Source organism: Serratia sp. root2, assembly GCF_031931805.1.
Taxonomy (GTDB): Bacteria; Pseudomonadota; Gammaproteobacteria; order Enterobacterales; family Enterobacteriaceae; genus Serratia; species Serratia inhibens.
The window spans coordinates 121,589-145,097 of the sequence record NZ_JAUJXB010000003.1 but is presented as its reverse complement, the minus strand read 5'-3'; the positions used below and the strand labels follow the sequence as shown (position 1 = coordinate 145,097).

Sequence of the window (23,509 nt, the reverse complement as noted above, 5' to 3'; positions counted from 1 at the left end):
TTCCTTATTTGATGTCATCTTGACGTCTATTCACATAACAGACTGTTAGATAACAAAAAAATCATGCTATAGGACTCAGACCGCACGCACGTTGATAGGTTCCCCGGCCATTTTCTTTTTCAGGGTACGCTTGGTACGGTCGATCACTTCACCTGCCAGTTGCCCGCAAGCGGCATCGATATCATCACCACGGGTTTTACGAACAATAGTCGTAAAGCCGTATTCCATCAACACTTTGGAAAAACGATCCACGCGGCTGTTGGAACTGCGGCCGTAAGGCGCGCCGGGGAACGGGTTCCATGGGATCAGGTTGATCTTGCATGGCGTATCCTTCAGAACCTCCGCCAACTGGTGCGCATCGTCGGTGCTGTCGTTGATATGATCCAGCATCACGTACTCGACCGTCACCCGGCCCTGATTGGCGTTGGATTTTTCCAGGTAGCGGCGTACCGCAGCCAGGAAGGTTTCGATATTGTATTTGCGGTTGATGGGGACGATTTCATCGCGGATCTTGTCGTTTGGCGCATGCAGCGAGATCGCCAGCGCAACGTCAATCATATCGCCCAATTTGTCCAGCGCCGGCACGACGCCGGAAGTAGACAGGGTAACGCGGCGTTTGGACAAGCCAAAGCCGAAATCGTCCAGCATGATTTCCATCGCCGGCACGACGTTGTTCAGGTTGAGCAGCGGCTCGCCCATGCCCATCATCACCACGTTGGTGATCGGGCGTTCGCCGGTGACTTTCAGTGCGCCGATGATTTTCGCCGCACGCCACACCTGGCCAATGATTTCCGACACGCGCAGGTTACGGTTAAAGCCCTGCTGAGCGGTCGAACAGAATTTGCACTCCAGCGCACAGCCCACCTGGGATGATACGCACAGGGTCGCGCGATCGCCGTCCGGAATAAACACGGTTTCGACCTGCTGATCGCCTACCTTGATCGCCCATTTAATGGTGCCATCGGCTGAACGCTGTTCTTCTGACACTTCCGGCGCGCGAATTTCGGCGACGCTCTGCAGTTTGTTGCGCAGCACCTTGTTAATATCGGTCATCTGCTCAAAATCATCGCAGCAATAGTGGTATATCCACTTCATGACCTGATCGGCGCGGAAAGGTTTTTCGCCCATTTTGGCGAAGAATTCACGCATTTGCTGACGGTTCAAATCCAGCAGGTTAATTTTGGCCGCAGCCGGAGTTTCCGCGTTAACGGATTGAGTAGTCAGCGAATTATTTTCAGACACGATGTGCTCGGACGTGATGGGTTCTAACATGATGATCTCTGGCCTCGTTGTTACACGTTATGGCGCTAAAGAATGGAAAGTAAGTGTGCGTTTAAATCGCACTGAAAAACGCGCCCCTGACAAGACGACTCATCAGGGGCGCGGCATTGTACAAATTTTAGTAGCAGGTTGCCATGACTGAAAGGCATTCAGGGCATTTTTATTGTTTCAGCCGGTGAATGCCACGCCATGCAAACCGCAATACCCTATGGATTTCAAGTGGCAGCCAACCACGCTGCAGCTTGAAAGACGACGGGTATTAACGTGGGCAGATTTCGCTTTCGTTGAAGAAATAAGCGATTTCGCGCTGGGCAGATTCTACTGCGTCGGAGCCGTGTACGGCGTTGGCAGTGAAGCTGTCCGCGTAGTCAGCACGCAGGGTGCCGGCCAGTGCGTTGTCCGGGTTGGTTGCGCCCATGATGTCACGGTTGCGCTGTACTGCGTTTTCAGCTTCCAGAACCTGAACCACGATTGGGCCGGAGGTCATGAACTCAACCAGACCGTCGAAGAATGGGCGGCCTTTGTGCTCAGCGTAGAAGCCTTCGGCTTGTTCGCGAGTCAGACGCAGCATTTTGGATGCGATGATTTTGAAACCGGCACGCTCGAAGCGAGCATAGATTGCGCCGATGTCGTTATTGGCTACAGCATTTGGTTTGATGATGGAAAAGGTACGTTCTACGGTCATGATGGCCTCTGTATGGCTTCCAAAACTGACCGGTCTGCAATTAAACGCGTGCCGGCCTTCTTAAGTGGCGCAGATTATATGTGCGCTGTTAACGCTTGCCTACGGGAAAATCAACATTTCATTAAAAATTATTATCTTCATTCTTCACTTTGCACCCTGCGGCCGGGTGTGAAAAACCGGCTTAATCGAGGCTAAATCCACGCAGCGCTACCTGGCCACTCTCATCCAGCAGGCTGAGCTGATAGCGGCCCGGCTGCGTCAACGTCTGCAATAGCGACTCCCCTTCCCCCACCAACTGACCGTTCAAGAACCACCAACGCTGCCCGCTCCCTCCCTGGGCGCTGATTCGCAAATCAAGCGCATTTTTACCCGGCAGGCGGCGCAGTATCGCGCCGTCGCGTACGCCCAGCATCAGCAGAGGCGGTGCCTCCTGTTGTTGCAAGGGCGGGCACTGCGGATCGACGGCCGGCAAACGCTGGGCACGACGTTCCGCCGGCGGCAACCATGGCTCCAGTGGCGTTGGCCACAGCGCCAAACGATGCGCCACTGCCCCCGGGCAATCCGCCGCCACGCGCAGCCCGCGAGCATTCAGCCACACCAGGGGTTGGCTGCCCAACGCGCTTTCCTGTCCCGGTGCAGGCAGCGTCGGCGGCAAGGTTCCGTCGAGGATCCAGCTCAGACGCCGCTGGCGGCAGTTACTGTCACCGGCGGCAAGCGGCTGCCCGCCTGGCCAGCAGATCTCCGCCCGGCCGACGCTTGCCGGACGCGGATCGACCGGGATCCCCTGCCCGCGCTGGCGCAAAGAGGCCAACAACAAATTATTGACCTGATTCAGCAGCGGTACCGCCGTGGCGAAGCCGAACTGCCCGGCGACCGGCGTACCGTCAGGTCGCCCAACCCATATGCCCAGCGTATAGCGGGGATTAACGCCCACCGCCCAGGCATCGCGGTAACCGTAACTGGTGCCGGTTTTCCACGCCAGCGGCACACCGGCAGGCAACATGTCATCCGGCAACGGCCGCGCTTCTCCCGCCAGGATACGCCGCACAATCCAGGCTGCACCCGGCGACAGCAACTGGCGATCGTAAAGCCCTTGCCGAGGCGTAAAACGCAGCGGCGCCACTTTGCCTTGCCGGGCCAATGCGCTGAACCCGGCGACCAACTGATCCAACCGCGCACCGGCTCCGCCCAGAATCAACGCCAGGCTCGGCTCGGCGTGGGCCGGCAGCCGCAGCTCCACGCCCACGTTGCGCAAATTGGCGGCAAAGCGTTTGGGACCGTAAGCCTCCAGCAGTTGCACCGCCGGCAGATTAAGCGAGCGCGCCAGCGCCTCGCTGGCACTGACCGGACCGTGAAAACCGGTATCAAAATTGCCGGGCCGGTAATCGCCGAAGCGACGCGGCACATCCTGCAGCAGCGATTCAGCGTGGATTAACCCGTCATCCAGCGCCAGTCCATACAAAAAGGGTTTGAGCGTCGAGCCCGGCGAGCGCCAGGCGGCCACCATATCAACATGACCGAAACGGCCGTTGTCATTGAAATCCAACGAGCCCAGGTAGGCGCGCACCTTCATGTTGGTGTGATCGACCACCAGCACGCCGACCGAGGTTTTTTCCGGCAATTGGCTCTTCCAGCCGCGCGCCAGTTCTTCAAGCCGCCGCTGTAACGTGGCGTCCAGCGTGGTCGTTACGACCTGGCTGCGGTTACCCTGTGTCATGCGCCGCGCCAGCAACGGCGCTAACTGCGGCACCTGACGCGGAGCCAGCCACAAGGCTTCCTGGCGAATTTCATTTATCTGCTGCGCCGGCCAAACGCGGTAATGCGCCAGCCGCTCCAGCACCTTGTCCCGTGCAGCCTGCGCGCGTTCCGGATAGCGATCCGGCCGCAAACGGCTGGGCGCTTGCGGCAATACTGCCAGCAACGCCGCTTCTCCACGCGTGAGCGCCGAAGGCGGTTTGCCCAGATAGGTCCAGCTTGCCGCGCCAATCCCCTGCAACGTGCCGCCATAGGGCGCCCGGTTAAGGTAGATTTCGAGGATTTGATCCTTCGATAAATGCCATTCCAGCTGCGCGGTTCGCCACACCTGCCGTAATTTGCCGGCCACTGTGCGCGGATGAGGATCGATAAGGCGCGCCACCTGCATCGACAGCGTACTGCCGCCGGAAACAATCTGCCCATTGCGCAGGTCCTGCCAGGCGGCTCGGGCCAGCGCCAGCGGGTTGATGCCGGGATGCCGATAAAACCAGCGATCCTCATAGGTCAGCAAGGCTTGCAGATAATAGGGCGACACCTGCCGCAAAGTCACCGGATAACGCCACACGCCGTCGCTGTCGGCATAGCGCCACAGCGGCGTGCCGTCTTCCGCCACCACCACTCGGGCCATCTCGGCATCTTTCAGCGGCAACGGCCACAGCCGGTCCGCCAGCCACAGCAAAGCGGGCGGCAGGAAAATCACCAGCAGCCAGATTAACCCGCGGCGGCGCAAATGGGCGAGGAAGAGAGTCATAAGAAAAGCATCGCTCCCTTGCCCCGCCACCGGTTAAACCACCGGGGCGGGACAGGGTAAGTCATCGGGCAATCTCAAGTCGCGGCGGCGTAGCGCCCAATGCGCGCCAGGCGGGCACATACATCGACTCAACCTGAGGTGCCGGCACCAGATAGCTACCCGGCGTCACCGCACGCGCCAGATACAGCAGCGTGGTATGACGGTAGCCGTCGATATTCACCGCCGCCACGTAGCGATCGTCGCGGAACTCCTGGTGTTTGATATCTGCCTGCTGCATATCCTGCAACAATTCGGTCACGCTGCTGGCGCTTTCGCCCAGGCTGGCGCTGCTGTCCCCCAGATTCTGATTTTCCAGCTCCAGACCGGCCGGCAGCAGATCGACGACCAGCGCGTCCGGCACCGCGTTATCGGCCCAGACATCCAGATGCACCAGAATCAGCTGTCCGCTTTTCAACTGGGTCAGATCCGCAGGTTTGCCGTCCAATCCCAGGAATTCGCGGCGAATGTTCAGCACGTTGCTCTGCGGCTGCGGCGCCTGCTCCGGGTAACCCACCAGATCGGCGCGGCTGTACAGCGTACCGCTGCCGGTATTGGTGAGTTGCAGCCCCGCAACCACCTGCTCGGCGGACAGGTTTTGCGTCAGTGCCTGGCTGCCGGACAGCGCCTTGCCCTGCACCGTTTGCGCCTGCCACGGCGTTTCAGCACTGCCGATCAGGTTACGCGCAGCCAGGAACAGCGCGTTGCTCTCCTGCGTGGACAGATAACGCTCGCCGTTAAGCCGTTCAGACAACGACAGCAAGCGCTGGTCGCGTACCGCAGGCAACAGATTATTTTCGGTCAGCAGTGCCAGGATCATCGCATCGTCACGCAGCGGGCTGCCGTAATCTTCCAGCCAGTAATCCTTGGCGTTGCGTTGTGTCGCCAGCCCTTGCTCGATCGCCTGGTTGGCGCGCGGCATATCCCCCATCAGCTTCAGCGCGACGCCAAGCTGCACCAGCGGCAAGCCTGAGCGAGCGTCGGCACGGCGTTCATACAGCTGCCGCAGTGCGCCAAGCGGCGCCTGTTGTTGGCGAGCAAGCACCAACCCGGCATAGGCTTGCACCGCAAAACGAGTGTGGTCAGGGAACGGGGTATAGGCGACGTCGATCTGGTTGCGGTCCTGTAAATAGCGCTGCAGGCGGTTATTCGCCGCGGTCAATGCATCGGCCGGTACGCTGTAATTCTGCTCGCTGGCGCGGAACAGGAAGTCTGTGGCGTAGGCGGTCAGCCAGAACTCTTCCTGACTGTCGCGGTTCCACAGGCCAAAACCACCGTTAAAGCGCTGCATGCTGAGCAAGTGCTCAATGCCGGCATCGATGCTGCTGCGGCGGCTTTCATCGCTGCCGGTTTTGATGCCCAATGCGCTCAGTTGCGCCCGGTTGGTATACAGCGACGGATAAAGCCCGCTGGTCGTTTGTTCCAGGCAACCGTACGGATAGGCGTAAAGCTCGCTGATATAACGCGCCAGATTAATCGGCGGTCTGCTGGTTAACAGCCATTGCCCCTCCAGGGTTGTCGGCACCAGGCCGACGGCGGCATCTGCCGGCAGGCTCCAGCTTTCACCGGCGCGGATCACGCTGGCGAACTGGCGGGTTTGCGCCGGGTAAGCCGGACGCACGCCAATCTTCCAGGTATGTTGATAATCTTTCAGCGTTTCACCCGGCAGCGTCAGGCCACTGACCCTCAGCGCCACCTCACCCTGGCCAAAGCCCACCAGCGCCTGCACCGGTATCTGCAGCGTGGTGCGTTCGCCGTTTGCCAGGCTGACCTGTTGTTCGCCCGCACCTTGCAGCGCCACCAATCCGCTGGCGGCCAATTTCACCGTCAGCGTCTGCGGCTGGCCGGACAGATTGCTGACGTCCAATGCCAACTGGGTACTGTCGCCCCCAGCCAGGAAACGCGGCGTCGCCAGCTCTGCTACCACCGGTGCGGCGACCCGGGTTTTGGCCTCTGCCTTGCCGAAGTCTTCGTCGCTCCACGCTTGTGCCATCAGCCGCAGTTCGCCGTTAAAATCCGGAATGGCGATCTGGATCTCGCCCTCTCCCTTGGCGTCCAGTTTAACCGGCTGCGCCTGTTGGGCCACGATGGTCACTGCGGTAATAGGTTTTTTACCGCCGCGCGACAGCGCATCTTCGTCGTCGCCGTCACCGCCGTAACGCAGGTTGGCCAGGCGCCCTTTGCCCTCAATCAACTGCCCGTAAACATCGTACTGATCGGCGCTATAGCGCTTGCGGCCAAAGAATGCCTGATACGGGTCCGGCGTCGCGTAGTCGGTTATATTGAGAATGCCGCTGTCCACGGCGGAGAGCAGTACGTTGATTTGCTGCGGCGGTTTGCCTTCGCTATGGGCCGCCTTGACCTTCACCGTCAGAGTTTGATTCGGCCGCATGCGCTGCGGCGCATCCAGCGTTAGCGCCAGTTTGCGCCCTTCATCCACCAGCGGCAGATGCAACAAACCCACTGCCCGCTTCGGCGTCGACTGCTGCAGTTTGTCTCCAGGGCGGATCACCAGCGCGCTGAGATACAGATCGTGGCGCTTCCAGTCCTGGTTAATCGGCACATCGACATCGGCACCGCCGGCCGGCACCTCCAGCTCCTGCCACCACAACGGGCCATCGCTGGATTCCACCAGCAGATACCCCTTGCCGGCGGCCGGCGCTTCAATATGCAGTTTTACTTTTTCGCCCGGCTTATAGGCCGGCTTGTCCAGTTTCAGTTTCACCTGGTCCGGCCGCACCACACCGCTGCCGTTGGTGTTGTCTTGCCAGCTGTAACCTGCCCAGAATCGCAGGCTGGTAATCAGGTTGCTCTGCGGATCCACCACTTCAATGCGATACGCGCCCCATTCCACCGGGAAACTCACCTTGGCGCTGCCGTTGGCGGCAATATCCAGGGTCTGTTCCGCCAGCGGCAGATCTTTCTTGTCATACAGCGACTGCCAGCCTTCCCCTTCCGACCATTGCCAGTAATAGTCACGGCGCTCACGCACCAGCCGGGCCTTCAGCCCGCTGGCCGCCAGCTTCTCCCCGGCGGCATTGGCGTAAACGATATCAAAGCCGGCCTGGGTGTTTTCATCCACGACCGGTTGGGCCTGATAGCTGTCGCTGCGGTAGTCATAAATCTGCTGTTTGTTGAACAACGGCCGAATGCCGGGCAGCGCATCGGCAGGCCAGATCGCCTGTTCGGCGCGACGCGTTACCGGGCGGCCACCGGATTCCAGCAGGCTGGCCTGCAGGATCGCTTTCAGCGGGGATTTCACCTCGGCCCAACTGCTGTCTACCGCCACCTGCGCCTTGCCCGCATTGTCCAGCGCCTGATCGAACTCGTCCATATTGCGTGACAGACTTTCTTCCGTCACCGAACCAAATTCATAGCCCGGCAGGCTGCTGACCGCCTCGCGCTGGGGCCGCAAGAATACCTGCCCTTGCAGGCGGTTACCGGAAGCCGGCGCACCGTACAGATAGCGGCCCGTGACGTCAAACACCAGCTGCGCGTCGGGCCGCAGCGGGGTTTTCTGTGCGGTGATGTCGAGCGCCATGCGCTCCGGCAGGAAATCCTCGACCTTGAAGCTGTAAAGCCGCGGCTGGTTATCCCCCAGGTTAAAGCGCAGCGACCAGTTGCCGGTCGGCCCGCCCTCGGGGATTTGATACTGATATTGATACAGGCCGTCCTGCGGCTGCCAGACAAAGCTGCGTGCCACCTGATCGTCCGGCTTGACGATATCCACTTTCACCGGTTGGGCCGGTAGCGGCTTGCCGTCGGCATCGCGCAGCAAAGCGTTGACGATCAGCATTTCGCCCGGTCGGTACAGATCGCGCGGGCCAAAGGCGAAGAACTGCTTGCTGTAGCCTTCCGGCCCGGCGATATCAAACTCGGCCAGATCCAGCGCCGGCGTCGAGAGATCTATCATGCTGGTCTGGCCCTGTTGGGTGGCCAACAACAAACGCGCCTTGCTGTTTTTCGCCAGCTGAGCGTGTCCTTGCTTATCGGTCGTGCCCTGGGCAAGGGTTTGGCCTTTTTCATCCAGCAGGCGCAGCTCAACCTCGCTTAGCGCCGCGCCGCCTTCCAGCCCCTGGGTAAAGATGTCGAGACGATCGTGGTAGCTGTGCAGCGAAACGCCGATATCGCTGAGAGTGAACAAGGTCGCCGGGTTGGTATATCCGTAATGACCGGCTTGCTGCATCACCGCCAAATAAACGCCGGGCTGCTGCAAGGCCTCAATGCCGTTCAGCGGCAGCAGCAGACGTTCACGGGTATTGCGTTGCGGGTTGAGATCGAAACGGCCGCTGTAGACCAGGTCGGCCATTTTCAACAGCTCTTCCGACTCCCAGCTGGAAAGCGCGTTGCGATATTCCCAGTTGGCCAGGAACGCCGGCAAGGCATCGGCCTTCACCCGGAAGAAGTTAACGTCCACATTGTCGACGTTCAGCGCCATCACCGGTAACCCCTGCGCCAGCTTGGTCGGCAGCAGCGAGCCTTTGCCGGCAAAGCCGACGCTGGGTTTGATATCGCGGGTGGCGAGGGTTTGTTGCTGTTGTTGGCCCAGTTCGGCACCGTTGATCGCTTTCAGGCCACCTTCGACGGTCAGCACCAGCTTGCGGTTGGGTTGCAGATGGCGCAAACGCAGCTCCATCAGGTTATCCGACAGCTCCCAGGCACCGTCGATTTTACCGCTGACGCTGTCGACCAGGTGCACCCGCGCGGCGAAATCCTGGTTCGGCTCCAGCGGCAGAGAAAACGTCAGCACCATAGCGCTGGTGCCATCGAGTTGCAGTTCGGAAGCATCCAGCAACGTCAGCGGCTTGCCTGCGTCGCGTTTCGCCAGCACCGCCAGTGCGGCGGCATCCGGCCGTTTCGCCTGGATGGCGCTGCTCGTCGGCCCATCGGCTTGCGCCGCAGTGGTTTTTTGACCGCCATCATCACAGGCGGCCAGCAGCAGCAAGCCCCCCGCCAATGCGATCCCCTGACAAAGTTTCTTGCCTGATGCGAATGCCCCTGAACGGCATGGTTTCATCGTTTAACTCCCTGGCAGCGTTTGCGCGACTCGTCGGCGCAATATCCGGATATGGATGAATAATAGCAGCGCTGCTCCCCAGGCCGTGAAACATTTCAATCTGTGTCGAGCCTAATGACGAAGCGCTATGCAAAGAACTGTTACGCCGATCACACTGCGTAACGTTACTTGTTACCATTAGAGTTATTTGTTTTTAAAACAACAGGATAGATAGATAAGCAGCCACGGCACTGCTAGCATCAGGTTCAATCCGATTGACCCCCGATACAAATAGCAATAATGAGGGCATGCAATGAACAGAGCAGTTAACGTGCTGCAGGATTTTGGCAAGTCGCTGTACGGACCGGTATTGATTCTGCCGATCGTCGGGCTGTTTATCGCCCTCGGCAACCTGTTTGGCAACGGCAATCTGGCAGGCTATATCCCCCTGTTGAATCACCCGCTGGTGCAAGACTTTGGCCAGTTGGTTTCCCGTTCCGCCGTCGCCATTCTGGCCAACCTGGCGCTGGTGTTTGCCGTCGGCATTCCCATTGGGCTGGCGCAGCGTGACAAAGGCTACGCGGCGCTGATCGGCCTGGTGACCTTCATCATTTTTATCAATGCCATGAATATCACCTTGCAGTTGCACGACAAACTGGTGCCGGCAGAACAGATGCGCGCGGCCGGCCAGGGCATGGTGCTGGGCGTGCAGGTGCTGGAGATGGGCGTGTTCGCCGGCATTCTGATCGGCGGCATAGCGGGCTATCTCTATAACCGCTACTCCGGCGTGCAATTCAACGGGGTGATGGCGATCTATTCCGGCCACTGCTTCGTCACCATTCTGGCGATCCCACTGGCTATTGCGCTGGGTTTTGCCCTCAGCTACCTGTGGCCGTACGCCCAGCAGGGCATTACCCATCTGGCCTATGCGATTCACGGCGCCGGCGCATTTGGCGTGCTGGTTTACGGCTTTCTGGAGCGCATTTTGATCCCGACCGGCCTGCATCACCTGGTCTATACCCCTTTCCTGTACACCGAACTGGGCGGCACGCAGGACGTTTGCGGCACCGCCTACCAGGGTGCGCGCAATATCTACTTCGCTGAAATGGCCTGCCACAGCGTGAAGCAGCTCAGCCCAACGGTGGTGTGGGACGCACGCGGTATCAGCAAAATGTTTGGCCTGACCGCCGCGGCGCTGGCGATGTATGTCACTGCCAAACCGGAACGCAAAAACGCCGCCAAGGCGATCCTGATCCCGGCGGCTTTCACTTCGTTCCTGCTCGGCGTTACCGAACCGCTGGAGTTTTCGTTCCTGTTCGTCGCCCCGCTGCTGTTCGGCGTGCATGCGGTGCTGGCCGGGGTCGGCATGATGCTGTTTTACCTGTTCGGCGTGCATGCCATCGGCGCCAACGGGGTGATCGACTTCGTGTTGTATAACCTGCCGCTCGGCATCGAAAAATCCAACTGGCCGATGTACATCCTGGTCGGGTTGATTATGGCGGCGCTGTATTTCCTGTTGTTCCGTTTCCTGATCCTGAAGTTCGATCTCAAAACCCCCGGGCGCGAGAGCGATGAAACGGAAACCCGGTTGTATTCCAAAGCAGATTACCAAGGCAAAGCCCCCATCACCGCACCGCCAGCCGCGGGTGACAGCGTCGGCCATATCATCATCGCCGGGCTGGGAGGCAAACAAAATATCGAGGTAGTGGACAACTGCTATACCCGTCTGCGGGTCAAGGTTCGCGATATCTCAACCATCAATGAGCAGCAGCTAAAAACCACCGGAGCCAAGGGTGTCATTCGCTCCGGCAACAATGTGCAGGTGGTGTATGGGCTGCACGTCAAGAAAATGCGTGAAGCGGTCGAAACCGCGCTTTAACAGGAGAATTACCATGACCAAACCCCCGTTCATTCTCGCCATTGCCGGTGGCGGCAGCACTTACACACCGGGCATCGTCAAAAGCCTGATGGTACGTCTCGCTGATTTTCCGCTGGCGGAGATCCGCCTGTACGACATTGACGGCGAGCGGCAGGACATCATCGCCCCAGTGGTGGAGAAGGTGATCCGCGATCACAGCCAGAGCATCAAACTGACGGTCACCACCGATCCGGAAGTGGCATTCAGTCACGCCCACTTCGTGTTCGCGCAAATGCGCGTCGGTCAGTACAAAATGCGTGAACAGGATGAGAAAATTCCGTTGCGCCACGGCGTGGTGGGCCAGGAAACCTGCGGACCCGGCGGGCTGGCGTACGGGCTTCGCACCATTCTGCCGATGGTTGAACTGATCGACCTGGTCGAGCGCCATGCGGACAACGCCTGGATCGTCAACTACTCCAATCCGGCGGCGATCGTGGCCGAAGGGGTGCGCCGTCTGCGTCCGCAGGCGCGAGTGCTGAACATCTGCGACATGCCGGTGGCGGCGATGCGCAATATAGCGGCGGTACTGGGGGTCGATCGCGAAGCGGTGACCGTAAATTACTTTGGTTTAAACCACTTTGGCTGGTTCACCCAGGTCCTGGTCGACGGCGTCGATCGCCTGCCGCAGTTGCGCGAACACATCGCCAGGTTTGGCCTGCTGACCGAAGACGCGGCAGCCACCGATCCGCAGCATTCCGATCCTTCCTGGGTCAAAACCTGGCGCAACATCAAGCCGCTGATGGACCACTTCCCGGAATATCTGCCGAACCCCTATATGCAGTATTACCTGATGCCAAATCAGATCGTGGAACATCAAAATCCGGGCTATACCCGCGCCAACGAAGTGATGGACGGGCGCGAGAAAAAGCTGTTTGCCGCAGCGGCCGAATATAAACGAACAGGCATTCTGCCCGATGCTTTCCACGTTGGCGTGCACGGCTCGTTTATTGTCGACGTGGCGCGCTCGCTGGCCTTTGATCTGCGTCAGCGCCATTTGGTGATCGTTGAAAATCGCGGCGCCATCGCCAACCTGCCTTACGATGCCATGGTGGAAGTGCCGGCCTACATTACGGCTAACGGCCCGGAAGCGGTGACGGTCGGTAAAATCCCGCTGTTCTACAAGGGGTTGATTGAACAACAACTGGCCTGCGAACAGCTGCTGGTAGAAGCGACGCTGGAAGGCAGCTATGAGAAGGCGCTGCAAGCGTTCACTCTCAACCGTACCGTGCCAACCATGCAGCATGCCAAAGCGATTTTGGACGATATGATAGCCGCCAATCAGGATTATTGGCCGCAGTTGGCGCAAGCCTATAAAGAAGGCATCGCGCAATAATTTGTGCCCGGTAGCCGTCATCTTCTGTTTTAGTATGATTCAGTGGTTTTCCGGCGCCCATTTCAGTACCCGGCCGGCCTTTCGGGGCTGGCCGCTCTCTTTTGCATTGAATCGCCGCCCTGCGCCCCCTAGGATAAGGCAACGCTTGCCACCGGAGGCATATTTCTTGGATAACCGTCTGGCTTCTTTGCTGCAACGCGGCGAGGATCTCACCCGCGCCGAATACCGGGTGCTGGCCTTTATCGCCGACCATGCCCTGCAGGTAGGCAAACTCACCGTGCGCGAGCTGGCGCGCGAAACCTTTGTCTCCACCGCTACCGTGATGCGTTTATGTCACAAACTGGGGTTCAGCGGCTACAGCGAGCTGCTGTTCACCATCAAACAGCTGCTGAGCGACAATCCAACGCTGGTGCTCACCTCCCCTTCGCCCGGCAATCTGCCGGCGGCGTTTCAACAGTTTATCGCCAACTACCAGCGAACCTTTGCCTACGTCAGCGCGGAGAAAATCGCCGCATTCAGCGACCTGTTACAGCGGGAAGAAAGTTTTTACCTGTACGGCACCGGCTTTTCGCATCTGTTTGCCGAATACCTGGAAAAGAAACTGCAGATCCTCGGTAAAAGCGCCTTTGTCTCCGGCGGCGGCGACAGTCGCGGCATTTTCCTCAACAACGCGCCTAAATACCGGGTACTGATCGCGATTTCACGCAGCGGGAAGACCGAGCAAGTGCTGGACAAGACGCGCATCGCGCGCAACATCGGCATGAAAGTGGTGGCTTTTACCCGCGCCTCCATCAACCCGTTAGCGCCGCTGGCGGATATCCACTTTCCGTTGTACGACGACGCCAGTGACGCGGCGGTCGATGCCGGTGAGATAACCTCGTTCGAATCGAACCTGGTGATGTTGATGGATTTATTGTTGTTGAGCGCTACCGGCGGGCTGCACGCCGCACGGTAGCAATAGAAGGGTTACTGCGTTTTGTCTGTCGAGGGAATGATGTTACGCAACCAACTGCCCCAGCGGCGCTGGTAGAAAGGTTGAGTATGGGTGATCAAATAATGGCTGACCCCACGCTCTTTTTCCGATACCAGACAAAAATCCACCGGTTCGTCGTTGGGCGCCGTTTCGCTGGCCACGCTGCCGGCTTCGTTGATCAAGGCTTCGATATCCCCTTGATCGCCATCCACTTCCAGCCCCACCAGCAGGTTAGGCTTTTCATCCACCGCCTGATCATGCATCAGTGCCAAAAACGCGCGGCGTACCGGTTTGCGCTGGCTGAACAACGTGGTCAACGCATCCACCATCGCCGACGGATACTCTTCCGGCTGGCCCAGCAGGATCTGGGTATCCTTATCGATATAGCGTTCCGCAGGCTTGGCTACGCCGCCGCTAGCCAGCAGCATCGCGACTTCCTCGGGATAGAACTCTTTGCCGTATTCGGCTTTCGGGTTGAGGAACAGATCCGCCCCTTCGGTAATCTCAAACAATACTCGCGCCGGCATGGCGATAAACGGCTGTTCATCCTCGACGGCTTTCTGCAACGCTTCCAGCGAGGAGAAGAACGGAATGATGCTGCCGCCATCCTGTTTTTCCCAGTGCTGGATATTCACCGGAGTATCGGCATTCAGCGTAATGTCGCCGTCCTGCTGAACCTGATCGCTGTCGCCGAGAATCAATACCGTGGCATCGAGCAACTCGCGGAAAAACGCCGGGCGATGGGCCGGCTCCGTCACCGCCAGCTTCAGCAGACGTTCAAGTTCGTTCTCGCCCGGGGCGGCATCGTGATGATGGGAACTCATGGCAAACTCCAGCAATTAAATAACGGGGCCCAGCATGCTGGGCCCCGAGGATAAACCATATTCTACCGCCCGCTGCTGCGGGCTTTCAATTATTTGGCTTTGCTCAGCAGCAGATTGGCCAAAGTCCGCACGCCCAGACCGGTCGCGCCGGCAGACCACTGATCCACTGCGCCTTTACGGTAGGTAGCGGAACAGTCGATGTGCAACCAGCCTTGCTGATAGTTTTTCACGAAATGCGACAGGAAGGCGGCCGCGGTGCTGGCACCGGCGGTGTAAGCCGGGCCGGCCACGTTGTTCAGCTCGGCAAAGTTGGACGGCAATTGGCTGCGGTGGAACTCGGCCAGCGGCAGGCGCCAGAAAGGTTCTTGCTCCGCCGTCGCGCTGGTCAGCAGTTCCTGCGCCAGCGCATCGTCAAAGCTGAACAGCGCATGGTAATCGTTACCTACCGCCGTTTTCGCCGCGCCGGTCAGGGTGGCGCAGTCGATAATCAGCTCCGGGTTTTGCTCGGAGGCGTCAATCAGGCCATCAGCCAGCACCAAACGCCCTTCCGCATCGGTATTCATCACCTCAACGGTTTTGCCGTTGCGGTAGCGGATGATATCGCCCAGTTTGAAGGCATTGCCGCTGACCATGTTGTCGGCACAGCACAGGTACAGCTTCACGCGCTGCTTCAGGCCACGAGCGGCAGCCAGCGCCAGTGCGCCGGTAATGGTGGCAGCGCCGCCCATGTCGGACTTCATCGAGTCCATAAAAGCGCTTTGCTTCAGGCTGTAACCGCCGGTGTCAAAAGTGATGCCTTTCCCCACCAGGCAAGCGAATACCGGCGCATCCGGGTTGCCGGTCGGGTTGAAATCCAACGCCAGCAGCACGGGGGAACGGTCGGAACCGCGGCCCACGGTGTGGAGGCCGGCGTAGTTCTGCTCGCGCAGATCTTCACCCTTGGTGATGCGGTAACTGACGGCATCGCAGCCGACATCACACAGCAGATCGACGGCACGGGTTGCCAGTTGCTCCGGCCCCAGATCTTCAGCCGGCATATTGATGGTGTCGCGTACCCAGTCAACAATTTTCAGGCGCTGTTCCAGCTCTTTGCGGTCGGCTTCCGGCAGCTCTGCCCACTCGACGCTGCGTTTGCCTTTCGGCCCACGGAACCCCTGCCAGAATGCCCAGCTGTTTTCCAGATCCCAGCCCTCACCGGCCAGTTTGACGTTTTTGATGCCCTGGCCGTCGATTTTACGCGCGGCGCGCTGAACGCTGCCCAGCTTGTCGTTGCCGGTCAGGTGAATGGTCATCCCTTCCGCATTGGTACTCAGCAACGCTTTCTCGCCCCAGCGAGCGTCGGCAGGTTGGTGCGACAGCGTTACCAGCATAATTTCAGTTGTCATAGCCTTCTCACTCCGGATTATTCTTTTATTAATCTTGTCGGATACAAAATAAACGGGCTGCCCAAGGCAGCCCATTACGCTATTTACTCCGCTTCATCTAACCAGACCAGCAGAATCGCTTCCAGTATTTTTTCGTTGGAAGCCTGAGGATCGTCGTCAAACTCTTCGAGATCGCAAATCCACTGATGCATGTCGGTAAAACGTACGGTTTTCGGATCGGTATCCGGGTATTGGTCGTACAGGGCTTCGCCGATTTCACGGCTGTCGGTCCACTTCAGTCCCATTATGATCTCCAGCTTTGCGCCGCAACTAGCAATTAATGCTCACGCGCGTGGTTGACGGTATAACGAGGCATTTCTACCACCAGGTCCTCATCGGCGACCAATGCCTGACAGCTCAGACGGCTTTCCGGCTCCAGACCCCAGGCCTTGTCCAGCATGTCGTCTTCCAGCTCGCTGCTCTCTTCGAGCGAATCAAAGCCTTCGCGCACGATGCAATGGCAGGTGGTGCAAGCGCAGGATTTCTCGCAAGCGTGCTCGATTTCAATCCCGTTGCGCAGGGCAACGTTAAGGATTGATTCCCCTTGTTCGGCTTCCAGTACCGCCCCTTCCGGGCAGAGATCTTGATGGGGCAGAAAAACAATTTTAGGCATGATTAAACCTCATCCACAGAATGGCCAGCCAGCGCGCGACGAATGGAAGCGTCCATACGGCGTGCGGCAAAATCTTGCGTTTGTGCATCTAATGTTTTTATTGCGGCTTCAATGGCGGCGGGATCGGTGCCCTGCGTCGCCTGTTGCAGGTCTTCCACCGCAGCGCTAATCGCCGTGCTTTCCGCTTCGCTCAACAAGGCGGCATCGCTGGCCAGGGCGCCCTGCAGGCTTTCCAGCACCCGCGACGCCTCTACCCGCTGTTCCGCCAGCATGCGCGCGCCAACGTCGCTCTGCGCATTGGCCATCGAATCTTTGATCATGTCGGCGATTTCGCCGTCGGACAGGCCATAAGACGGTTTCACCTGGATCGAAGCCTCAACGCCGGTGGATTTCTCCATCGCAGTGACGCTCAGCAGGCCGTCCGCATCCACCTGGAAGGTGACGCGGATATGCGCACCGCCGGCAGGCATTGGCGGTAATCCGCGCAGCGAGAAGCGCGCCAGCGAACGGCAATCCTGCACCAGCTCACGCTCACCCTGCAACACGTGGATCATCATCGCGCTCTGGCCGTCTTTAAAGGTGGTGAATTCCTGCGCGCGCGCCACCGGAATGGTGGTATTGCGCGGGATCACTTTCTCTACCAGACCGCCCATGGTTTCCAGACCGAGCGACAGCGGGATCACGTCCAGCAACAACATGTCGCTGTCCGGCTTGTTGCCCACCAGGATATCGGCCTGGATCGCCGCGCCGATGGCGACCACTTTGTCCGGATCGATAGACGTCAGCGGCGTGCGGCCAAAGAACGCTCCCACCTGCTCACGTACCAGCGGCACGCGAGTGGAGCCGCCCACCATCACCACTTCCAACACCTCTTCCGCACTGACACCGGCATCTTTCAGCGCGCGGCGGCAGGCCATCAGAGTGCGTTTAACCAGGGGGGCTATCAGCGCATCGAACTGCGCGCGGGTCACTTCGCCTTGCCAGTTGGCCACGTCGACACTGACGCTGTCGGCATCGCTCAACGCAATTTTGGCGGCGATGGCCGCATCCAATAACTGGCGCTGAACGCCGTGATCGCTGCGATCCGCCACGCCGGCCTGCTCGCGCAACCAGTCGGCCAGCAGGTGGTCAAAGTCATCACCGCCCAGCGCAGAGTCTCCGCCGGTGGCCAGCACTTCAAACACCCCGCGGCTCAGGCGCAGAATGGAAATATCAAAGGTCCCGCCGCCCAGATCATAAACCGCAATGGTGCCTTCCTGACCGGAGTCCAGGCCATAGGCAATCGCCGCAGCGGTCGGTTCGTTCAGCAGGCGCAGCACATGCAGGCCGGCCAGACGCGCAGCGTCTTTGGTGCCCTGGCGCTGTGCATCATCAAAATAAGCGGGAACGGTGATAACTACACCGTCGAGCTCCCCTTCCAGCGCCGCTTGTGCGCGAGCGGAAAGTGCCCTGAGAATGTCGGCGGAAACACCTACCGGATTCACCAGACCGGCGGCGGTGACGATCATCGGCAGACCGTTATCGCTGGACTGGAATTGGTACGGCAGGTTCGGGTAACGCAGTTGAACGTCGGCCAGCGAGCGGCCCATCATGCGTTTGATCGAGCTGATGGTATTGGCCGGATCCTGCGCCGCCTGCCGGCGCGCTTCCCAACCTACACGCAACCCGTCAGCCTGATAGTGCACCACCGAGGGCAGTAAATCGCGCCCCTGCGCGTCGGCCAGCGTTTCCGCCTGCCCACTGCGTACCGTGGCGACCAGAGAATTGGTGGTGCCTAAATCAATACCGGCAGCCAGACGGCGCTGGTGCGGCGCGGCGCTGAGGCCAGGCTCGCTAATTTGTAATAAGGCCATATTGAAGCTTCCACAATCAGAATGTATTACTCAAAACCCAGCAGTTTTTCTTCGAGTTGTTCAACCTGTTGCTGGAGTTTGTCCAAAAAGCGCAGCTTACGCACGGTGTCGGCGGCATCAGGCCACTGCTGGCTATCCAACTGCTGCACCATCAGCGCGCTGCGCTGTTTGACCGTCTCGTTCACCCGCGCGCCAAAATCGGCCAGCAGGCTTTCCGCATCCGCTTTGCGTTCAATGGCGTCGAGCTCTTCACGCAGTTCCAGCTGTTCCATCAGGAACGCGGTATCGCGCAAAGTGTGCTGTTCGTTGCCCAAATCAAAACCGTGCAAAGATAACATATACTCCGCGCGTTTTAATGGGTGCTTCAGCGTCTGGTAGGCTTCATTGATGGTCGCCGCCTGCTGCAACGCCATCAGGCGTTCGCGCTCTGGCTGGAGGGCGTTGCGATCGGGATGGAATTGGCGCTGCAGATCCTGATAGCGAGATGCAAGCAGGCCGCCGTCCACGGAATAGCGAACCGGCAGCCCGAATAAAGTAAAATAATCCATAGCGTGCTCTGGGCGTTATCGGATGGAGTTCCCCCGCACGCTGCGGGGGAGCACGATGGGCTGTCAGACGTTGAAACTTTCGCCGCAACCACACTCGCTCGAGACATTGGGGTTGTTGAACTTGAAGCCTTCGTTCAAGCCTTCCTTGACGAAATCAAGCTCGGTGCCGTCAAGGTAGACCAGGCTCTTGCCGTCGATGATCACCTTGACGCCTTTGTTTTCAAAAACGATGTCGTCATCGTTCATTTCGTCAACAAATTCCAGCACGTACGCCATCCCGGAACAGCCGGAGGTTCTTACCCCCAGACGCAGGCCTAAACCTTTGCCACGGTTATTCATAAAAGCCTGAACACGCTGCGCAGCGCTGTCGCTCATGGTAATTGACATCACAACCTCACACTTCAAATCAAAGCCCAGCCAGGCCGGCCGGGCCCACTGACTCAGAAAAACTACTTGGCGCTGTGCTTGCTCTTGTAGTCGGCGATCGCTGCTTTGATGGCGTCTTCAGCCAGAATGGAGCAGTGAATTTTAACCGGCGGCAATTCCAGTTCTTCGGCGATCTGAGTGTTTTTGATCGCTTCGGCCTGATCAAGAGACTTGCCTTTCATCCATTCGGTCACCAGCGAGCTGGAGGCGATGGCGGAACCGCAGCCGTAAGTTTTGAAACGTGCGTCTTCAATGATGCCTTCATTGTTGACTTTGATCTGCAGCTTCATCACGTCGCCACAGGCCGGTGCACCCACCATGCCGCTACCGACGGTAGGATCTTCGTTGTCAAACGAGCCCACATTACGTGGGTTTTCATAATGATCGATTACTTTTTCGCTGTAAGCCATGACCTTGCTCCTGAATCCTGAGAATTAATGATGTGCCCATTCGATGCTGTTGATATCCACGCCCTGTTTGAACATGTCCCACAGCGGAGACAGGTCGCGCAGGCGGCCGATGGATTTACGCACCAGTTGAATGGTGTAATCGATCTCTTCTTCCGTGGTGAAACGCCCCAGAGAGAAACGGATCGAGCTATGCGCCAACTCGTCGGTCATTCCCAACGCGCGCAGCACGTAGGAGGGTTCAAGGCTAGCGGAGGTACAGGCGGAGCCTGAAGAGACGGCCAGGTCTTTCAGCGCCATGATCAGCGATTCACCCTCAACATAGTTGAAGCTGACGTTGAGGATGTTCGGAACGCCGTGTTCCAGATCGCCGTTCAGATACACTTCTTCCATATCTTTCACGCCGTTCCACAGACGATCGCGAAGCGTACGCAGGCGTGCCATTTCCGTCGCCATTTCTTCTTTGGCGATACGGTAGGCTTCGCCCATACCGGCGATCTGATGCACAGGCAGGGTGCCGGAACGCATACCGCGCTCGTGACCGCCGCCGTGAACCTGGGCTTCGATGCGAATACGCGGTTTACGACGCACATACAATGCGCCAATGCCTTTCGGGCCATAGATTTTGTGGCCGGAGAACGACATCAGATCGACTTTCAGCTTGCTCAGATCGATAGGCAGTTTGCCCACGCTCTGGGTAGCGTCAACGTGGTAAATGATACCGCGCGCACGGCACATTTCGCCGATAGCTTCAATATCCTGCACCACGCCGATTTCATTGTTCACATGCATGATCGATACCAGGATGGTGTCTTCACGCATGGCGGCTTCGAGAGCCTGCAAACTGATAATCCCGTTGCTCTGCGGCGCCAGGTAGGTCACTTCAAACCCTTCACGCTCGAGCTGACGACAGGTGTCCAGCACGGCTTTGTGTTCGGTTTTGCTGGTGATGATGTGCTTGCCTTTCTTTTGATAGAAATTGGCCGCACCTTTAATCGCCAGGTTATCGGATTCGGTCGCTCCGGAAGTGAACACGATTTCACGCGGGTCGGCGCCAACCAGTTCAGCAATTTGGTTACGGGCGATATCTACCGCTTCTTCCGCTTGCCACCCGAAACGGTGGGAACGGGAAGCCGGGTTACCGAAAGTCCCGTCCAGGGTCAAAAACTGCATCATTTTCTCGGCAACGCGCGGATCAACCGGCGTCGTTGCTGAGTAATCGAGATAAATCGGTAATTTCATTGCTCTTGTGCTCCGTACATCACTTCCAAAAACTAAAAAAATATCGCCAGCTGCTTATGCGCGCAGATTAACGTTGATAGTTTCTTGCGGACGACCGTTGGCCGTGCGACGGGTATCGTTGTTCTGACGGTCCGCCACCACCAGCACTTCCTGGTTGTTCACCAGTTCTGCCAGCGTAATGTTGTTCAGGAACCCGCTGATGCGCTCGCTCAGATCGCGCCACAGGGTATGAGTCAGACAGCGATCACCACCTTGGCAGCCTTCTTTACCCTGGCAACGGGTTGCATCTACCGATTCATCGACAGCGGTGATGACAGCGCCAACGGCGATCTCACTTGCGTCTTTTCCCAGCAGATAACCACCGCCCGGCCCACGCACGCTGGCAACCAGGCCATTTTTACGCAGACGGGAGAATAATTGTTCCAGATAAGAGAGCGAAATCCCTTGGCGCTCGGAAATATCCGCCAGAGGAACGGGCCCTTCCTGGGAGTGCAATGCCACGTCAAGCATAGCGGTTACGGCATAACGGCCTTTGGATGTCAGTCTCATAGCTAAATGGTTACCTGTTGGTGAAACATGGCCGAAATTCTGACATTCCCGAGTAAATCAGTCAACTATTTAACCTACTAATTTACTCAAGTATTAGCACGTTTTGGCCTTAGCCAGATCTAAAGCATATAAAATGCATGTTATAACCATTGGATAACTAATACTATTATTACCGACCGTTACGCCACATCAAATTAATTACCTTGATGTTTATCCTGTTTCTCTATCGACGTCAGCATGCCGCGCAGGATACTCAGCTCCTGAGCTTCCGGGCGCGCACGGGTGAATAAACGGCGTAATCTGCTCATCACCTGCCCCGGATGTGCCGGGCGGATAAAGCCGCTGTGCTGCAGCGTTTGTTCCAGATGTTGGTAGAAACGTTCGAGGTCGTCCACCAGCGGATACGGCGTCTCTTCCAACGGCGGCACGCCCACTTGCTGACGATCGAGATAGGCAACGCGCACTTCATAAGCCAGGATCTGCACCGCCATCGCCAGGTTCAACGAGCTGTAATCCGGGTTGGCGGGAATGGCGACGTGATAATGGCACTTTTGCAGTTCATCGTTGGTCAGGCCAACGCGTTCGCGGCCGAACACCAGCGCGACCGGCGCATGTTCGCCTTCGTGCACGGCGCGTACGCCGCACTCGCGCGGTTCCAGCATCGGCCACGGCAACGTGCGTGAACGCGCGCTGGTGCCGACCACCAGGCTACAGCCGGCGATAGCATCATCAAGGGTGTCGACGATAGTGGCGTTGCCGATTACGTCGCTGGCGCCTGCGGCCAGGGCAATCGCCTGCGAATCAGGTTTTATCAGCGGATTAACCAGATAAAGGTTGGTCAACCCCATGGTTTTCATGGCTCTTGCGGTCGAGCCCATGTTACCGGTATGGGAGGTTTCTACCAGAACAATGCGGATGTTGTGCAGCATACAAACTCTGAGCGTAGCGGAAAATCACAGCATCTTAACACAGCCGTAGGCATTTTGCCGAACAGCTGCTATACTTCGCGCCGTTTCCTGTTCTTTAACATCCTAGTTGGAAGATACCCATGCATCCGATGCTGACTATCGCCGTGCGCGCTGCGCGCAAGGCCGGTAACCTGATTGCCAAAAACTACGAAACCCCGGACGCTGTAGAAGCGAGCCAGAAAGGGACCAATGACTTTGTCACTAACGTCGATCGCGATGCAGAGCATCTGATCATCGACGTGATCCGCAAGTCTTATCCGCAACACACTATTGTTACCGAAGAACGCGGTGAGCTGGTCGGCGAAGATCAGGATGTGCAATGGGTGATCGATCCACTGGATGGCACCTCAAACTTCATCAAACGTTTCCCACACTTCTCCGTTTCCATCGCCGTACGCATCAAAGGCCGTACTGAAGTGGCTGTGGTTTACGATCCAATGCGCAACGAACTGTTTACCGCTACCCGCGGCCAGGGCGCACAGCTCAATGGTTACCGTCTGCGCGGCACCAATGCCAAAGATCTGGATGGCACCATCCTGGCCACCGGCTTCCCGTTCAAGGTTAAACAGCACGCTACCCCTTACATCAACGTGGTTGGCAAGCTGTTTACCCAGTGTGCAGACTTCCGTCGCACCGGTTCCGCAGCGCTGGATCTGGCCTATGTGGCCGCCGGCCGCGTCGACGGTTTCTTCGAAATTGGCCTGAAACCGTGGGACTTTGCCGCCGGCGAACTGCTGGTGCGCGAATCTGGCGGCCTGGTGACCGACTTTGTTGGCGGCCATAACCACTTCAGCTCCGGCAACGTGGTTGCAGGCAACCCGCGCGTAGTGAAAGCCATGCTTTCTACCATGCGTGAAGAGCTGAGCGAAGCGCTGAAGCGTTAATAGCGCCAAGTGAATTGAATACGAAAAAGCGCTGCATTTTTGC

At 58.3% G+C, this 23,509-nt stretch carries 19 protein-coding genes; 4 read left to right on the top strand and 15 right to left on the bottom strand.

Annotated elements, in window-relative coordinates:
• Positions 1 to 75: 75 nt before the first annotated feature.
• The 4 genes from QZQ97_RS16845 to QZQ97_RS16830 all read right to left on the bottom strand — a co-directional run bounded on the left by QZQ97_RS16845 (position 76) and on the right by QZQ97_RS16830 (position 9,525).
• Complete coding sequence (locus QZQ97_RS16845; RefSeq protein ID WP_311994378.1) at positions 76 to 1,272, bottom strand: bifunctional tRNA (adenosine(37)-C2)-methyltransferase TrmG/ribosomal RNA large subunit methyltransferase RlmN; 1,197 nt, start codon at positions 1,270 to 1,272, stop codon at positions 76 to 78.
• 268 nt (positions 1,273 to 1,540) lie between these two features.
• A complete protein-coding gene (gene ndk, locus QZQ97_RS16840) occupies positions 1,541 to 1,966 on the bottom strand; it encodes a nucleoside-diphosphate kinase (protein WP_004952077.1) in 426 nt (141 codons plus the stop codon).
• Between the two features lie 181 nt (positions 1,967 to 2,147).
• Positions 2,148 to 4,472, bottom strand: coding sequence for a peptidoglycan glycosyltransferase PbpC (gene pbpC, locus QZQ97_RS16835; RefSeq protein ID WP_311994377.1), 2,325 nt, complete (start codon positions 4,470 to 4,472; stop codon positions 2,148 to 2,150).
• Positions 4,473 to 4,533: 61 nt separating this feature from the next.
• The gene (locus QZQ97_RS16830; protein WP_311994376.1) at positions 4,534 to 9,525 is read right to left on the bottom strand and encodes an alpha-2-macroglobulin family protein; all 4,992 of its coding nucleotides are present in this window, start codon (positions 9,523 to 9,525) and stop codon (positions 4,534 to 4,536) included.
• 292 nt (positions 9,526 to 9,817) lie between these two features.
• On the opposite strand from QZQ97_RS16830, the gene QZQ97_RS16825 reads away from it, so the two are divergent.
• From QZQ97_RS16825 to QZQ97_RS16815, 3 genes are all read left to right on the top strand, one after another.
• The gene (locus QZQ97_RS16825; RefSeq protein WP_311994375.1) at positions 9,818 to 11,383 is read left to right on the top strand and encodes a PTS transporter subunit EIIC; all 1,566 of its coding nucleotides are present in this window, start codon (positions 9,818 to 9,820) and stop codon (positions 11,381 to 11,383) included.
• A gap of 13 nt (positions 11,384 to 11,396) precedes the next feature.
• The gene (locus QZQ97_RS16820; RefSeq protein WP_311994374.1) at positions 11,397 to 12,755 is read left to right on the top strand and encodes a 6-phospho-alpha-glucosidase; all 1,359 of its coding nucleotides are present in this window, start codon (positions 11,397 to 11,399) and stop codon (positions 12,753 to 12,755) included.
• Between the two features lie 166 nt (positions 12,756 to 12,921).
• The gene (locus QZQ97_RS16815) at positions 12,922 to 13,710 is read left to right on the top strand and encodes a MurR/RpiR family transcriptional regulator (protein WP_311994373.1); all 789 of its coding nucleotides are present in this window, start codon (positions 12,922 to 12,924) and stop codon (positions 13,708 to 13,710) included.
• A gap of 11 nt (positions 13,711 to 13,721) precedes the next feature.
• Here QZQ97_RS16815 and sseB read toward each other — a convergent pair whose 3' ends face one another.
• The 11 genes from sseB to trmJ form a co-directional block, all read right to left on the bottom strand.
• Positions 13,722 to 14,552 carry an enhanced serine sensitivity protein SseB gene (sseB, locus tag QZQ97_RS16810; protein ID WP_311994372.1) on the bottom strand — a complete coding sequence of 277 codons (831 nt, stop codon included), beginning with the start codon at positions 14,550 to 14,552 and terminating at the stop codon, positions 13,722 to 13,724.
• A gap of 89 nt (positions 14,553 to 14,641) precedes the next feature.
• A complete protein-coding gene (gene pepB, locus QZQ97_RS16805) occupies positions 14,642 to 15,937 on the bottom strand; it encodes an aminopeptidase PepB (RefSeq protein ID WP_311994371.1) in 1,296 nt (431 codons plus the stop codon).
• A gap of 83 nt (positions 15,938 to 16,020) precedes the next feature.
• Positions 16,021 to 16,221, bottom strand: a complete 201-nt coding sequence (iscX, locus tag QZQ97_RS16800; RefSeq protein ID WP_006327336.1) for a Fe-S cluster assembly protein IscX — start codon at positions 16,219 to 16,221, stop codon at positions 16,021 to 16,023.
• 32 nt (positions 16,222 to 16,253) lie between these two features.
• Positions 16,254 to 16,589, bottom strand: a complete 336-nt coding sequence (gene fdx, locus QZQ97_RS16795) for an ISC system 2Fe-2S type ferredoxin (RefSeq protein ID WP_004952086.1) — start codon at positions 16,587 to 16,589, stop codon at positions 16,254 to 16,256.
• Positions 16,590 to 16,591: 2 nt separating this feature from the next.
• Positions 16,592 to 18,442, bottom strand: a complete 1,851-nt coding sequence (gene hscA, locus QZQ97_RS16790) for a Fe-S protein assembly chaperone HscA (protein WP_311994370.1) — start codon at positions 18,440 to 18,442, stop codon at positions 16,592 to 16,594.
• A 26-nt stretch (positions 18,443 to 18,468) separates the two neighbouring features.
• Positions 18,469 to 18,990, bottom strand: coding sequence for a co-chaperone HscB (gene hscB, locus QZQ97_RS16785; protein WP_311994369.1), 522 nt, complete (start codon positions 18,988 to 18,990; stop codon positions 18,469 to 18,471).
• Positions 18,991 to 19,053: 63 nt separating this feature from the next.
• A complete protein-coding gene (gene iscA, locus QZQ97_RS16780; protein ID WP_004952089.1) occupies positions 19,054 to 19,377 on the bottom strand; it encodes an iron-sulfur cluster assembly protein IscA in 324 nt (107 codons plus the stop codon).
• 62 nt (positions 19,378 to 19,439) lie between these two features.
• Complete coding sequence (iscU, locus tag QZQ97_RS16775; RefSeq protein ID WP_004952090.1) at positions 19,440 to 19,826, bottom strand: Fe-S cluster assembly scaffold IscU; 387 nt, start codon at positions 19,824 to 19,826, stop codon at positions 19,440 to 19,442.
• A gap of 24 nt (positions 19,827 to 19,850) precedes the next feature.
• Positions 19,851 to 21,065: an IscS subfamily cysteine desulfurase gene (locus tag QZQ97_RS16770; protein WP_311994368.1), complete on the bottom strand. Its 1,215-nt coding sequence runs from the start codon at positions 21,063 to 21,065 to the stop codon at positions 19,851 to 19,853.
• A gap of 54 nt (positions 21,066 to 21,119) precedes the next feature.
• On the bottom strand, positions 21,120 to 21,614 hold the full coding sequence (gene iscR / locus QZQ97_RS16765; protein WP_006318200.1) for a Fe-S cluster assembly transcriptional regulator IscR: 495 nt from the start codon (positions 21,612 to 21,614) through the stop codon (positions 21,120 to 21,122).
• A gap of 194 nt (positions 21,615 to 21,808) precedes the next feature.
• Positions 21,809 to 22,543 carry a tRNA (cytosine(32)/uridine(32)-2'-O)-methyltransferase TrmJ gene (gene trmJ / locus QZQ97_RS16760; RefSeq protein WP_311994367.1) on the bottom strand — a complete coding sequence of 245 codons (735 nt, stop codon included), beginning with the start codon at positions 22,541 to 22,543 and terminating at the stop codon, positions 21,809 to 21,811.
• Between the two features lie 119 nt (positions 22,544 to 22,662).
• Between trmJ and suhB the strand changes: the two genes are divergently transcribed.
• The gene (gene suhB / locus QZQ97_RS16755) at positions 22,663 to 23,466 is read left to right on the top strand and encodes an inositol-1-monophosphatase (RefSeq protein ID WP_004952100.1); all 804 of its coding nucleotides are present in this window, start codon (positions 22,663 to 22,665) and stop codon (positions 23,464 to 23,466) included.
• Positions 23,467 to 23,509 lie beyond the last annotated feature (43 nt).

Excerpts from the sequence above, each read along its gene's own strand:
- iscU (WP_004952090.1), bottom strand. The coding sequence starts at position 19,826 with ATGGCTTACAGCGAAAAAGTAATCGATCATTATGAAAACCCACGTAAT.
- ndk (WP_004952077.1), bottom strand. The coding sequence starts at position 1,966 with ATGACCGTAGAACGTACCTTTTCCATCATCAAACCAAATGCTGTAGCC.
- iscR (WP_006318200.1), bottom strand. The coding sequence starts at position 21,614 with ATGAGACTGACATCCAAAGGCCGTTATGCCGTAACCGCTATGCTTGAC.
- QZQ97_RS16845 (WP_311994378.1), bottom strand. The coding sequence starts at position 1,272 with ATGTTAGAACCCATCACGTCCGAGCACATCGTGTCTGAAAATAATTCG.
- trmJ (WP_311994367.1), bottom strand. The coding sequence starts at position 22,543 with ATGCTGCACAACATCCGCATTGTTCTGGTAGAAACCTCCCATACCGGT.
- QZQ97_RS16825 (WP_311994375.1), top strand. The coding sequence starts at position 9,818 with ATGAACAGAGCAGTTAACGTGCTGCAGGATTTTGGCAAGTCGCTGTAC.
- QZQ97_RS16830 (WP_311994376.1), bottom strand. The coding sequence starts at position 9,525 with ATGAAACCATGCCGTTCAGGGGCATTCGCATCAGGCAAGAAACTTTGT.
- hscA (WP_311994370.1), bottom strand. The coding sequence starts at position 18,442 with ATGGCCTTATTACAAATTAGCGAGCCTGGCCTCAGCGCCGCGCCGCAC.
- pbpC (WP_311994377.1), bottom strand. The coding sequence starts at position 4,472 with ATGACTCTCTTCCTCGCCCATTTGCGCCGCCGCGGGTTAATCTGGCTG.
- QZQ97_RS16770 (WP_311994368.1), bottom strand. The coding sequence starts at position 21,065 with ATGAAATTACCGATTTATCTCGATTACTCAGCAACGACGCCGGTTGAT.
- sseB (WP_311994372.1), bottom strand. The coding sequence starts at position 14,552 with ATGAGTTCCCATCATCACGATGCCGCCCCGGGCGAGAACGAACTTGAA.
- iscX (WP_006327336.1), bottom strand. The coding sequence starts at position 16,221 with ATGGGACTGAAGTGGACCGACAGCCGTGAAATCGGCGAAGCCCTGTAC.
- suhB (WP_004952100.1), top strand. The coding sequence starts at position 22,663 with ATGCATCCGATGCTGACTATCGCCGTGCGCGCTGCGCGCAAGGCCGGT.
- pepB (WP_311994371.1), bottom strand. The coding sequence starts at position 15,937 with ATGACAACTGAAATTATGCTGGTAACGCTGTCGCACCAACCTGCCGAC.
- fdx (WP_004952086.1), bottom strand. The coding sequence starts at position 16,589 with ATGCCTAAAATTGTTTTTCTGCCCCATCAAGATCTCTGCCCGGAAGGG.
- iscA (WP_004952089.1), bottom strand. The coding sequence starts at position 19,377 with ATGTCAATTACCATGAGCGACAGCGCTGCGCAGCGTGTTCAGGCTTTT.
- hscB (WP_311994369.1), bottom strand. The coding sequence starts at position 18,990 with ATGGATTATTTTACTTTATTCGGGCTGCCGGTTCGCTATTCCGTGGAC.
- QZQ97_RS16820 (WP_311994374.1), top strand. The coding sequence starts at position 11,397 with ATGACCAAACCCCCGTTCATTCTCGCCATTGCCGGTGGCGGCAGCACT.